At 66.6% G+C, this 13,314-nt stretch carries 9 protein-coding genes; 3 read left to right on the top strand and 6 right to left on the bottom strand.

Annotated features, from left to right (window positions below; all coding sequences use genetic code 11):
- Positions 1–18 precede the first annotated feature (18 nt).
- The 3 genes from U1737_RS14135 to U1737_RS14125 are packed head-to-tail and all read right to left on the bottom strand — an operon-like array spanning position 19 to position 2,622.
- Entirely contained in the window at positions 19–672 is a 654-nt protein-coding gene (locus U1737_RS14135) for a GntR family transcriptional regulator (protein WP_332797216.1), read from the bottom strand.
- A 49-nt stretch (positions 673–721) separates the two neighbouring features.
- Positions 722–1,720, bottom strand: coding sequence for a 4-hydroxyproline epimerase (locus tag U1737_RS14130; protein WP_332797215.1), 999 nt, complete (start codon positions 1,718–1,720; stop codon positions 722–724).
- Positions 1,720–2,622 carry a dihydrodipicolinate synthase family protein gene (locus U1737_RS14125; protein ID WP_248523073.1) on the bottom strand — a complete coding sequence of 301 codons (903 nt, stop codon included), beginning with the start codon at positions 2,620–2,622 and terminating at the stop codon, positions 1,720–1,722. Before U1737_RS14125 ends, U1737_RS14130 begins: the two co-directional genes overlap by 1 nt.
- Positions 2,623–2,699: 77 nt before the next feature.
- On the opposite strand from U1737_RS14125, the gene U1737_RS14120 reads away from it, so the two are divergent.
- Positions 2,700–3,947 carry an NAD(P)/FAD-dependent oxidoreductase gene (locus U1737_RS14120; protein ID WP_332797214.1) on the top strand — a complete coding sequence of 416 codons (1,248 nt, stop codon included), beginning with the start codon at positions 2,700–2,702 and terminating at the stop codon, positions 3,945–3,947.
- On the top strand, positions 3,944–5,119 hold the full coding sequence (locus U1737_RS14115) for a M24 family metallopeptidase (protein ID WP_332797213.1): 1,176 nt from the start codon (positions 3,944–3,946) through the stop codon (positions 5,117–5,119). The genes U1737_RS14120 and U1737_RS14115 overlap by 4 nt, the downstream gene beginning before the upstream one ends.
- A 139-nt stretch (positions 5,120–5,258) precedes the next feature.
- Here U1737_RS14115 and U1737_RS14110 read toward each other — a convergent pair whose 3' ends face one another.
- The 3 genes from U1737_RS14110 to U1737_RS14100 are packed head-to-tail and all read right to left on the bottom strand — an operon-like array spanning position 5,259 to position 10,407.
- On the bottom strand, positions 5,259–7,022 hold the full coding sequence (locus tag U1737_RS14110) for a DUF885 domain-containing protein (RefSeq protein WP_332797212.1): 1,764 nt from the start codon (positions 7,020–7,022) through the stop codon (positions 5,259–5,261).
- 2 nt (positions 7,023–7,024) lie between these two features.
- On the bottom strand, positions 7,025–8,044 hold the full coding sequence (locus tag U1737_RS14105) for an Ldh family oxidoreductase (protein ID WP_332797211.1): 1,020 nt from the start codon (positions 8,042–8,044) through the stop codon (positions 7,025–7,027).
- Positions 8,041–10,407: a beta-L-arabinofuranosidase domain-containing protein gene (locus tag U1737_RS14100; protein ID WP_332797210.1), complete on the bottom strand. Its 2,367-nt coding sequence runs from the start codon at positions 10,405–10,407 to the stop codon at positions 8,041–8,043. The genes U1737_RS14105 and U1737_RS14100 overlap by 4 nt, the downstream gene beginning before the upstream one ends.
- A 92-nt stretch (positions 10,408–10,499) precedes the next feature.
- On the opposite strand from U1737_RS14100, the gene U1737_RS14095 reads away from it, so the two are divergent.
- The gene (locus U1737_RS14095; protein ID WP_332797209.1) at positions 10,500–13,226 is read left to right on the top strand and encodes a DUF5695 domain-containing protein; all 2,727 of its coding nucleotides are present in this window, start codon (positions 10,500–10,502) and stop codon (positions 13,224–13,226) included.
- Positions 13,227–13,314 lie beyond the last annotated feature (88 nt).

Below are 13,314 nucleotides of genomic sequence, written 5' to 3'. Positions count from 1 at the left end.
GCCCATCCCCTGTGATCTCTAGTCGCGCGCTGTTGCGAACTGGAAGCGCAGATCGGTCAGCGTCGATTGAATATGGCTGTTCAGCAGCGTCAGCATGCGATCGTCGTCGCGCGCGAGCCACGCATCGAGCATTTGCCGATGCTCGAGATGCGCACGATCCTCGCGTCCCGCCGGCCGCAGATGCGCGACGACGTAACGCTCGGCGAGGATCGCCAGCCGCTCGACCATCTGCGTGGTCAGCAGGCGACGGCCCGGCCGGACCAAAGCGGTGTGGAACACGCGGTTGCGGATCGCGACTTCGGCGAGCCGCTCGCTCGCCGCACTGTCGAGCTCCTCGAAGGCGAGGATCGCCGCATTACGGTCGTCGTCATTGGCGACGGTCGACGCATAGGCGGCCGCCTGCGGCTCGATCGCCAACCGTAGCGCGAAGATATCGTCCGCCTCGTCCGCCGACATCGGCTGGACCGAGTACCCCCGGTTCGCGTGGCTGGTCAGCAGGCCCTCCTGCTCCAGCCGCGCCAGCGCCTCGCGCAACGGGATCTTGCTGACGCCGAGTTCGGTCGCCAGCGCATCCTGGCGGATCGCGGTATGGCCGGCGAGCTTGCCGGTGACGATCTGCTCGCGGACGATCTCGAACACCTGCTCGGACAGGGTGCGGACGACGATGCTCATGGATGGACGGCTCCGAAAACGGGAAGACCGCACCAGCATAGCCGAAATGTCATGAAACTTGGAAACCGTTCCAGAAACGATCGTCGCGATCGATCCAGATTGTGTTGAACCCGGTCGCGATCGCCGATCCCTCGATCGACGGGATGATCGCCGGAGTGTCGCCAAGCGACGTTTCCGCCTCGACGCGGCCGATGAAGCGGCTGCCGATATAGCTCTCATGGACGAACCGGTCGCCGACGCCCAATCGCCCCTTGTCCGCCAGATGCGCGAGCCGTGCCGACGTGCCGGTGCCGCACGGGCTGCGGTCGATCGCCTTGTCGCCGTAGAACACAGCATTGCGCCCGTCGGCTCCGTCTCCACGGGGCACGTCCGCCCACAGCACATGACTGACACCACGGATCGTCTGGTCGAGCGGATGGACCGGCTCGAACTGCGCCCGCACCGCCTCGCGAACGCGGCCGCTAAGGGCGATGATCTCTGCGGCACCGAGGTCGTCGAGCCCGGTATAGCGCCCCTGCGGCTCGACGATCGCGTAGTAATTGCCGCCATAGGCGACGTCGATGCTGAGCGGACCGATACCCTCGATGTCCACCGCGATCCCGCGCGCCGCGACATAGGCCGGCACGTTGGTGATCCGTACCGAGGTCACTTTCGCGCCCTCGGTCTCGTACGCCACGTCGATCACGCCCGCAGGCACCTCGATCCGCAGCCGGCCCGGTGTGGCCGGCTGGATCAGCCCATGTTCGAGCCCGAACGTCACCATACCGATCGTGCCATGCCCGCACATCGGCAGGCATCCGCTCGTCTCGATGAACAGGATGCCGATATCAGTATCGTCGCGCGTCGGCGGGTAGAGGAACCCGCCGGACATCATGTCGTGGCCGCGCGGTTCGAAGCAAAGCCCGGTGCGGATCCAGTCGAACCGCGTCATGAAGTCCTGTCGCCGCTCCGACATCGACGCGCCCTTCAGCAGCGGCGCCCCGCCCGCGACGAGGCGGACCGGATTGCCGGCGGTGTGGCCGTCGATGCAGAAGAACGTGTGGCGCATCAGTTCGAGAGAGTCGGGCGCGTCGCCGCAGCCTTCTCGACCATCGCGATAACCTCGGCGCGACGTTCGCCGATCAGCGGATAGCGCGGCGGCAGGACGCGCTCGGAGCCGCGCCCCATGACCTGCTCGGCGAGCTTGATCGACTGCACCAGGTCATGCTCGGCATCGAGATGGAGCAGCGGCATGAACCAGCGATAGATCTCCATCGCCTTGGCATGATCGCCGCGCGCGAACGCGTTGACCAGCTCGACCGATTCCCGCGGAAACGCATTGGTGAGCCCGGAGACCCAGCCCTGCGCGCCCAGATACAGCCCCTCGAGCGCAACATCGTCGAGCCCGGCGAACAGCACGTAGCGATCCCCGAACGCGGTCTTCACGTCGGTGAAGCGCCGCGTGTCGGGAGCCGATTCCTTGACCGCGACGATATTGGCGACGTCGACCAGCGCAGCGAGCACGTCGTTGTCGATCAGCGTGCGATACGCTGGCGGGTTGTTATAGAGCATGATCGGCAGACCAACCGCGGTCGCCACGCCCTTGAAATGCGCGACCAGCTCGTGCGGCTTCGGCACATAGACCATCGGCGGCAGCAGCATCAGGCCATCCGCACCGACCTTCTCAGACGCCTGCGCATACCGTACTGCGCGGCGCGTGTCGTATTCGGAAACGCCGGTGATGACCGGCACGCGGCCGTCGACCGCCTCGACGATCGCGGTCAGTACCTCGACCTTTTCCTCATACTCGAACGAGTTGTTCTCGCCCACCGTGCCGAGCGCGATCACCCCGGTCACGCCGTCGCGGATCAGGTCGTCGACGACACGTTGCGTATCGGCGAGATCGACTGTCATATCCTCGCGGATCTGAGTCGTTACGGCCGGAAATACACCCTTCCACTCGACAGACATTCGGTATCGACCTTCCTGCGTTTCAATATATATACCGTATACGAAAACGATTGATGCGGTGCAACAGGAGAAATGGGTTGGAAACGGTCAAGCCCACGATCGGGATAGTCGGCGGCGGCGTGATCGGCTTGTGCTGCGCCGTCGCTCTGCTCGATCGCGGATATGGCGTGAGTGTGTTCGAACGCGACGCCGATTACAACGCCGCATCCTGGGGCAATGCCGGCCACATCGCGGTCGAACAGGTCGAGCCGCTTGCGTCGCCAAGCGCGCTTAAATCCGTGCCGAGGCGCCTGTTTAGCGCGGGCGGGGCGCTCGGGCTGCCACCGTCGATGGCGCGACGCTGGCTGCCGTTTGCCGCACGGCTGGTCGCTGCGTCGACGCCGGCGAGGTTCGCGGCGGGAACGGCTGCGCTGACGCCGTTGCTGGCTGGCGCGATGCCCGCGTGGCGCGATCTGGTCGCAGCGATCGACGCACCGGATCTGTTACGCGAGGAAGGCCATATCCTGGTCTGGGATTCGGCCGCGAGCGCACGGACCGGCCGGCAGCGCTGGTCGCGAACCGCGATCGGAACCACGCGGATCGTCGATGCCGAGCCCGAACTGCTGCGCCGGCTAGGCTTCCTCGCCGATCCGGTCGGCGGTGCGATCCGATTTACCGGCAGCGGCCAGATCGCCGATCTCCGCCGTCTCGCGACGACACTCGAAGCTGCGGTCGAGGCGCGCGGCGGTCGGATCGCCCGCGGAGGCGTGCACCTGATCGACGACGGCGGACGGATCGTCGTACCCGGCCACGATGTCGATCAGGTGCTGGTGACCGCCGGGGTCCGGTCCCGCGATCTGCTCGAACCGCTCGGCTACCGCGTACCGATGATTGCCGAGCGCGGCTATCATATCCGCGCGCGCGCCGATGGCTGGCCCGCGGATTTGCCCCCGATCGTGTTCGAGGACTGTTCGATGATCGTCACGCGCTATGCCGATTGTGTGCAGGCGGCGAGTTTCGTCGAACTCGGCGATCCCGACGGCCCGCCCGATCCGCGCAAATGGGAGCGGCTGGAACATCATGTCCGCACGCTCGGCCTGCCGATCGAGGGGCCGTTCACGCGCTGGATGGGGGCCAGGCCGACGCTGCCCGACTATCTCCCCGCGATCGGCCGCTCGACGCGTCACGCAAATCTCGCTTATGCGTTCGGTCATCAACATCTCGGGCTGACGCTCGCGCCGGTGACCGCGACGCTCGTCGCGGCGATGCTGGCAGGAGAAACTCCGGCGGTGGCGCTCACGCCGTTCGACCTCGATCGTTTCGGTAAAAAAGGACCTCACGCATGACCATCGGCGGATCTTCCATAGCCGACGAACTCGCGACCATCGTCCCCTGGGCGGACCCCGCGCCGCGCATCACGTCGACCGAGCGCACCACGCGGCTGGACAAGGCGCGCGCGCTCACCGAGGCGGCGGGTGCCGACGCCCTGCTGATCGGCGCCGGGGCGAGCTTGCGCTATTTCGCGGGCATCCCGTGGGGGCCGACCGAGCGCCTCGTCGCGCTGCTGCTCCCCGTAAAGGGCCAGCCGATCCTGATCTGTCCACGCTTCGAACAGCGCTCGCTGGACGCGGCGGTCGAGATCGACGCCGACCTGCGCCTCTGGGAGGAGGACGAGAGTCCGTACGCGCTGGTCGCCGATGCCGTCGGCGGCAAGCTGCTACTCGAACCACAACTCCCTTACGGCATGGCGACCGGACTTGCCTCGACCGGTCTCGAACTTGGCGATGGCGCTTCGGTGATCGACGCGTGCCGCATGATCAAAAGCCCGGCGGAGATCGCGCTGCTCGCGCAAGCCAAGGCGATGACGCTCGACGTCCAGCGCCGCGCCGCGCGCATCCTCCAGCCCGGCATCGCCGCCAGCACGGTGATCCGCTTCATCGACGAGGCGCACCGCGCAATCGGCTCCTCGGGCTCGTATTTCTGCGCCGTCCAGTTCGGCCGCGCGACTGCCTTCCCGCACGGCATCCCCGGCGACCAGCTGCTCGAGGAGGACCAGCTCGTGCTGATCGACACCGGCTGCCAGGTCGAGGGCTATCATTCCGACATCACGCGGACCTATGCGTTCGGCAACGTCGGCGACGAGGCCCGCGCGATCTGGGACATCGAACACGAGGCGCAAGCCGCCGCGTTCGCCGCGGTCCAGCCCGGAATCCCGTGCGAAGCGATCGACACCGCCGCCCGCGTCGTACTGGAGAAAGCCGGTCTCGGCCCCGACTACCGCCTCCCCGGCCTGCCGCACCGCACCGGCCACGGTATCGGCCTGTCGATCCACGAACCCGCCTATCTGGTCCGCGGCGACCGCACGCCATTGGCGCCGGGCATGTGCTTCTCGAACGAACCGATGATCGTCGTCCCCGACCGCTTCGGCATCCGGCTGGAGGATCATTTCCACGTCACCGAAACAGGCGCCGCCTGGTTTACCGAACCGCAGCCCTCGATCGACCGCCCGTTCGGCTAACGCAGGATACCCCGCTCTCCGTCATCCTGGGCTCGACCCAGGATCCAGAGCCACGCAAGCCAGCGTTCGTGGCTCTGGATCCCAGCTTTCGCTGGGATGACGGGGGGGTGACGGCGCGGTGACGATCGCCAGCCCGCCCTCACTCCTCGTCGGGATACGGCCCCTTGCCGCCTGCCGCGATCAACTGGTCGGTCCGCGCCTCGATCACCGGCACCGGTACCGATCCCATCTCCAGCATCGCATCGTGGAACGCGCGGATGTTGAACTTCGCGCCGAGCGTGTCCTGCGCCTTCTTCCGCGCGGTCTGGAACGCGATCTGCCCCATGTAATAGGACAGCGCCTGCCCCGGCCACGCGATGTAGCGATCGACCTCGGTCTCGATCTCGTGGTTCGACAGCGCGGTATTGTCGTGCAGATAGTCCTGCGCCTGTTTCCGGCTCCAGCCCTCGGCATGGATCCCGGTATCCACCACCAGCCGCGCCGCGCGCCATGCCTGATAGCTCAGCATCCCGAACAGGTCATACGGCGTCTCGTACATCCCCATGTCCTCGCCGAGCGTCTCGCAATACAGCGCCCAGCCCTCGCCATAGACCGACAGATACGTGTCGCGCCGGAACGCCGGCAGGGTCTTGTTCTCGGACGCGAGCGGCATCTGGAACGCGTGTCCAGGTGCACTTTCATGCAACGTCAGCGCGACCTGCGAATAGAAGGGCCGCGACGGGAGGTCGTAGGTGTTGACCAGATAGATCCCCGGCCCGCCGCGCCCACCGGTGTAGAACGGCGCGATGTCGGCGGGCACCGGCTTGATTGCGAACCGGCTGCGCGGCAGATGCCCGAACCACTGCGACGCCTTGCCGTCGAACGTCTTGACGATCCACGCCGCCCGGTAGAGCAGCTCGTTCGGCGTCTTGGGATAGAATTGCGGATCGGTCCGCAGGTGGTTGAAGAATGCCTGCAGATCGCCCTGGAACTTCACGCTGCGCATCACGCCGTCCATCCGCCCACGGATCTTGGCGATCTCGGCGAGCCCGAGCGCGTGGATCTGCTCGGGGGTGATATCCTGCGTCGTGTATTCGCGGATTTTTGACAGGTAATAGGCCTTGCCGTCGGGCAGGTCGTACGCCGCCAGCCCCTCGCGGGCATGCGGGATATACTCCGTGCGCAGGAACTTCAGCAGCGTCGCATAAGCCGGCACGACCGCCTGCGAGATCGCCGCCGTCCCTTCCGCCCTGAGCGCGGCCTGCTCGGCGGCGGGGATCGTCGACGGGAAGGTCTTGAACGGTTCGTAGAACGGCGAGTCCTGCGGCGTCTTAGCCTCGGCGACCTGCGCGACACCGTCGTCGCGCCCCTTCAGTGTAACCCGCGCCGGGGTGAACCCGCGTGCCAGCCCAGCTCGCATATCGCCCGTCTGCTGGTCGAAATAGCGCGGGATCTGACGCATCACCGCGATGTAATCGCGATAGTCCTTCACCGACTTGAAATTGCCGCGCGCACTCTCCGCGACATCGCCCCAGAAGCTCGTATCCGCAGTCAGCGGCTTCTCGTAATCGCGATAGCGTTGCTCGGCGAGCAAGGCGTCGATCTGCTGCGCATAGACCGCGTAGTTGATGCGGTTGGCGGGCGACAGGCTGGCCGGTGCGATCGCCGCGAGTTGCCGCGATACGTCGGTCCAGCGCGCGAGCCGCTCGGCCTGCGCTTTTGGGCCGACATCGGGCAACCGCGCCGCGGCGGTCGGATTGTCCTCGCCCTGCGCGAACTGAAGCTGCCGCCACGCATATTCCGACGTGTAGAGCGCCTTGAACCGCGCGTCCGCGGACATCGCAGCCGCCGCCTTCGGAGTTCTTGAAGGCGCCGCCCCAACAGCCGTCGAACCGAGCGCGAGCAACAGGATAAAAGCCTTCATCGTCATTCTCCTGGAACCAGCGCCATGATGTCGCGGTACAGGGCGGCGGGTATAACCACCCCCTCGGTCAGACTGCGCGCCCGCGCCGCATACCGCCGCTGCGACGGCAGCCGAGCGCCCTGCCCCTCGATCGCCGCGAACATCGCTTCCGCGCGCGCGAGGTGCTCGGCAACCGCATCGCCGAGGAACCCGGCAGGATCGATCGCGATGATCAACTCCCCACCAATCGGCGATCCGTCACGCGCGGCGTCGGCCTCCAGCGATTCCCGGCTGGTCATGTCACCGATCAGCGGCCCCGCGAGCAACTCGACCATAGCCGCCAGCGCCGATCCCTTATGCCCGCCGAACGTCCGCATCGCGCCGTTCAACACCGCCGCCGCGTCGGTCGTCGGCTGCCCGTCCGCATCATAGCCCCAGTCATCGGGAACAGGCTTCCCCGCGCGCCGATGCAGCTCGATCTCGCCGCGCGCGACCGCGCTGGTCGCGAAGTCGAACACGAAAGGATGCCCACTCGCCCGCGGCCAGCCGAACGCGATCGGATTGGTCCCGAACACGGGCAAGGTACCCCCCGCCGGTGCGACCCAGGCATGGCTCGGCGTGACCGCAAGCACGACCAGCCCGTCCTCCGCCAGCGCCTCGACCTCCGGCCACAATGCCGCAAAATGCACGACGTTGTTCAACGCCAGCGCAGCGATCCCATACGCCCGCGCCTTCTCCGCCAACCGTTGCCGTCCCCGCTCGAACGCGAGTTGCGCGAACCCGCCGCCGCCATCCACCCGCACGAGTGCGCGCGCCGGTTCGCTCACCACCGGTTCGGGATCGAGCGCGACGACACCCTTGGCGATGCTGTTCGCCGCGACCAGCAACCGGTAGATGCCGTGGCTCGCACAGCCGTCGCGCTCGCCCGCAACCATCGTCTCCGCAACCGCCTCGGCATGCGCCTGCGACAGGCCCGCGCCGAGCAACACCTTCCGCGCAAGCCCCCGCACCTCGTCGAGCGTCAGGTGAACGCCGTCGCTCACGCGGTCGTACCCGGCTTGGCGGTCACCATCCGCACCCCGAACGCTGGCCCGGCGGACGACCGGTCATGCGGCACGAACCGCACCTTCACGCTCGCCTTGCCCTTGGTCACCCCGATCGGCAGCGGATAGTCGACATCGAAGAACTTGCCCGGCTGGTCCGCCTCCAGATGCTGCGTCGCCACCTTCACGTTATCGACGAGGATATCGAAATCGCGCGCGCGTTCGTCGCCCCAATAGGTCGCCTGCAACACCAGCAGTCCGGCGCGCGTCTTCATCGCGAACTCGAAATACCCGCCCGACCGCGCGTCGCGCCCGTTCCGCCCGCGATAGCTGACCGGATACGAGATTTCGGACGTCAGCGCGTGATCGCGCTCGGGCTGCATCTCGCCGAGGTGCATCACGTCGACTGACCTCGCGGCGAGATCCTTCAGCCGCGCCTGATCGGTCAGGAACGCCGCCTCCTGCGTCTTCCACGCCGCCTCGCTGAAACGCTTGAAATACACCGCGCTGCGCCGGTCATGCTGGCTGTAGAACGGTACGAAATTCAGGTCCGCCGGACGGATGATCCCCTTTGTCGCATAGGTCGCGCGATCGGTTGGCGTGAACGCGGCAAGCAAATCCGCGCCGACCATCGCCGGATCCGCCTGCTCCCATTTCGCCTCGGTCGGCCCGAGATCGGCGGCCATCACCAGCGGCCCGCGCAGCACCGCGACCGTGTCGACGTCGCCCGGTGCACTCTCCAGCCGCAGGTCGAGCGGCACGCTGATCGCGACGACATCGCCCGCCTTCCACCGCCGCTCGACGATCGCATAACCCTTCGCCAGCACCGGCTCGACCGCCTCACCGTTGACCGTCACCGTCGCACGCCCAGCAGCCCACCCCGGCACGCGCAACGCGATCGGAAAGCGCCCCGGCTTCCCCAGCTTGGTCAACGTCACCCGCGATTCCGGCTCGAACGGATAGCGCGTGTCGAGCGTCAGCACCGCACCCCTGGTTTGCCAGCGCGCCTCCGCCGGGATGTAGAGATTGACCAGCAGCGTGCCGTCGCCCTCCCAGAAGATCGCCTCGCCGTGCTTGGCATGGCTCTCCATCCCGCTGCCGACGCAGCACCAGAACGCATCGTCCTTCGCCGTCGAATACTCGCGGACCGAGCCCGTCATCAGCGGCGTCATATAGCTGAACCCCGCAGTCTTCGGGTTCTGCGCCGCCATCACGTGGTTCAGATGCGCGCGCTCGTAATAATCGAACAGCGCGCCGTCCGGCTGCCAACCGTACAGATGCTGCGTCAGCTTGAGCATGTTGTAGCTGTTGCAATGCTCGCACGTCTGCTCGGTGATGTGGTTCGCGATCGTATCGGGCCCGGAGAAATACTCGCGGTCGGCATTGCCGCCGATCACATAGCTGTGATGCTGCGTGACGGTTTTCCAGAAGAACCGCGCGGCGTTGGCAGGCGCGGGCTTGCCGTTCAGTTCGTGGATCCGCGCCAGCCCGACCAGTTTCGGCACCTGCGTATTAGCGTGAAAGTTGGCGAGCCTGTCCTCGCCCGCGACCATCGGATCAAGCATTTTCCGATCGTACAGCCGCTCCGCAACGTCGAGCCATTGCTTGTCGCCGGTCCGCGCCGATAGCTCGGCATAGCTCTCGTTCAACCCGCCATATTCGCAACCCAGCAAGGTCTGCATCTGCGCATCGTCGAGCGCCGCGAACACTTTGGCGAAATACGTCGCGAGGCCCGTCGCCACGGTCAGCGCCTGCGTGTTGCCCCACGCGCCATGCACGTCGAGCAGCCCCGCGAACACCTTGTGCACCGTATACAGCGGCGACCATGACCCGTTTAGATCGAACCCGCCCGACTTGATCTCGCCGCGCATCACTTCGGGGAAGATCTCCTCGCCGTCGACGATTCCGCCGTCCTTCCGCTTGCGCCCGAGCGCACCGACATAGCCCGTCCCGCGCTTCGCCTGCGCCCGCGCCAGTTCGGCAACGATATAATCCGCGCGAGTACGGCACTCCGCATCGCCGGTCTGCGCGTGCATCAGCACCAGCGCGGTCAGATAATGGCCGAGCGTATGCCCGGCGATCGTGTCGCTTTCCCATCCGCCATAGATTGGCGCCTTCGCGGGCAGCCCGGCATAGACCATGAAATTGTGCAGAAACCGGTCCGCGCTCAACCGCAGCAGGTACGTGCGATTGACCTCGACCGCGGTCGCATAGGCCGAGGGCAGCAACCGCACCGCCGACAACGGCAGCGGTTTCGTTCTGGCCGGCAGCGTGGCCGTCCCCCTGCCAAACGCCTGTTCGCCCACCGACAACAGCGCCACAGCCGTCGTCCCCATCAACACATCCCGGCGGTTTGCGAACATCTTTATCTCCATTCGGATATCGTATACTATACCTCCGACAGAGCAGCGCAAGTGACACTTTATCCTAACCTTTGACCCGAGCGAGCAACGCCATGACAGCCTTCCGCCTCCTGACGCTGCTCCTGGCAACGACCACGACGCTGCCCGGCGATGCGCAGACCAAGCCCGCCAAGCCCAGTTACCGCCCGATCGCGCAGACAGCGATTCGCACCCCCGCTTTCCGCCTCGCGCTCCGTAGCGATACGCAGACGCTCGCCCGCCTCTCGCCCGCCGCCGAGCCCGGCTTCGACTTCGTCCCCGGCGCCCGCGAGGCCGAGCGCGCGGGCGACGGCTATGTCCATATCGGCGACATCCACCTCCGCGTGCGGCCACCCGGCGGCGCATGGACCGACTTCGCCTCCGCGCAGCATCGCAAAGCCATCCGCCGCCTGCCCGCGACCGGCACCACGCTCGCCGCCGCCGACATCACCGCGTCGCTCGGTGCTGCCAGTCCCTTGCGCGTCGAGCGCCGCTGGATCGACGACCACGGCGTCCTCGCGCTCCGCTTCACGCTGACCAACACCACGAGCGCCCCCGTCGAGATCGGCGCACTCGGCCTGCCGATGGTGTTCGACAACATCATCACCGGCCGTAGCCTCGAACAGGCGCATGCGCAGGCGAGCTTCGTCGACCCCTATATCGGCCGTGACGCCGGCTACCTCCAGGTCACCCGCCTCAACGGTGCCGGCCCCGCGTTGCTGGTACTCCCCGAAAAAGGCGCCCCGCTCGAGGCCTACCGCCCGATCGTCGAAGCCGCCAAGGCGCCCAAGGGCGACATCTTCACCGACCGCAGCAAGCGCGGCCAGACCTCCGAAGGCTTCTACGACTGGACCGTCGCCAGCAAAGCCTTTGCCGAGAAGGAATGGGCCAAGGCTGGCGAACAGTGGAACACGCCGACCAGCTTCACGCTCGCCCCCGGCGCAGCGCGCACGATCGGCGTCCGCTTCGTCACCGCGCCGTCGATCGCCGCGATCGAGGACACGCTCGTTGCCAACCACCGCCCGGTCGCGGTCGGCATCCCCGGCTACGTCGTCCCGACCGATCAGGAAGCCGCGCTGTTCCTGAAGACCCCGCAGCCGATCGCCAAGGTCGAGAGCATGCCGGTTGGCGCACTCGTCGCAACCCCGGTCGCCGGCGCGAAAGGCTGGGCCCGCTACACCGTCCGCAGCAAAGGCTGGGGCCGTGCGACGCTCGCGATCACCTACGCCGACGGCAGCGTCCAGACCGTCAGCTATTACATCACCAAACCGCTCGACCAAACGATGGCCGACCTCGGCCGCTTCTCGACGATGCAACAATGGTACGAGGACAAAGCCGACCCGTTCGGCCGCAACCCCGCGATCCTCACCTACGACCGCGAGGCCGGTAAGGTGGTCACGCAGGACCCTCGTGTCTGGATCTCGGGCATGAGCGACGAAGGCGGTGCCGGCAGCTGGGTCGCGGCGATTGCGAAGCAGCTCGACAACCCCGACCTCGCCGAGATCGCCAAGCTGCAACGCCTCGTCGACGAGACGATCCAGGGCGACCTGCAAGTCCCCGACGGCCCGCACGCCGGCGCGGTCCGGAAGAGCCTGTTCTACTACGATCCCGCCGCGCATCCCGGCTATTACGACTCGACCGTCGACTGGAAGACCTGGACCTCCTGGTCGAAGAAGGACGCCGGCGATCTCGGTCGCGCGTACAATTATCCGCACGTCGCGATCGGCCACTGGGTGCTGTACCGCGTCGCGCGCAACCATCCCGGTCTCGTCACCGCACATCCGTGGCGCTGGTATCTCGACCACGCCTACCAGACGACCACCGCGATGATGCGCGACGCGCTCTATTACACGCAGTTCGGGCTGATGGAGGGCGACGTGTTCGTCGACATCCTCAAGGACCTGAAGCGCGAGGGCCTGACCGCGGAGGCGACCGAAATGGAACGCCTTATGAAGAAGCGCGCCGATCATTGGCGCACGCTGCGCTATCCGTTCGGCAGCGAGATGGCGTGGGATTCGACCGGCCAGCCCGAGGTCTACGCGTGGATGCGCTATTTCGGCTATCAGCCGCAGGCGGACGTCACGCGGCAGGTGATCCTCGCCTACGATCCGACGATCCCGAGCTGGGGTTATAACGGCAATGCGCGGCGCTATTGGGACTTCCTCTACGGCGGCAAATACCCGCGGATCGAACGCCAGCTGCATCACTACGGCTCGACGCTCAACGCCGTCCCGCTGTTTGACGCCTACCGCGCCGACCCGACCGACCTTCGGCTGTTGCGGATCGCGTATGGCGGCATGATGGGCGGCATCACCAACATCGACCGCAACGGCTTCTCGTCGGCCGCGTTCCACTCCGCACCCGACATGATGCGATGGGATCCGTATAGCGGCGACTACGGCATGGGCTTCTACGGCCACGCGATCACCGCCGCGAGTTATCTGGTGAAGGACGCGACCTTTGGCTGGCTCGGCTTCGGCGGCAATGTCGACCAGACGGCGGGCGCGGTCAGCATCACCCCGAAAGACGGCGCCCGCACCCGCCTGTTCATCGCGCCCGCCGGACTGTGGATCACGCTCGAAGCCGGGAAGATCGCGCGCGCGGCGTATGCGCCGGGGACCGGCGCGGTCACGCTGACGCTCGATGCGGCGACTAAGATCAATCCGACCGCGCGTGTATTCGTAGAAACGACAACGAAGGCTGGCCGCCCGTACACCGCAAGGGGAGCGCAGATCGAACGCGGCAGCTACACCGTTCCGCTGGGATCGGCTCCGAGCGAGCTCACCCTGTCACCCAGTTGATCCTCCCCCACAGGGGGAGGTGGCTGGCGCTTGCCAGACGGAGGGGTATCGCGCTCTCGGTAGCGAGCCACCCCTCCGTCAGCCCAAG

The sequence above is a fragment of the Sphingomonas fucosidasi genome (assembly GCF_036663855.1).
In the GTDB taxonomy this organism is placed as follows: domain Bacteria; phylum Pseudomonadota; class Alphaproteobacteria; order Sphingomonadales; family Sphingomonadaceae; genus Sphingomonas; species Sphingomonas faeni_B.
The sequence above is the reverse complement of the archived record's forward strand: the minus strand, read 5'-3'. Positions and strand labels throughout refer to the sequence as shown.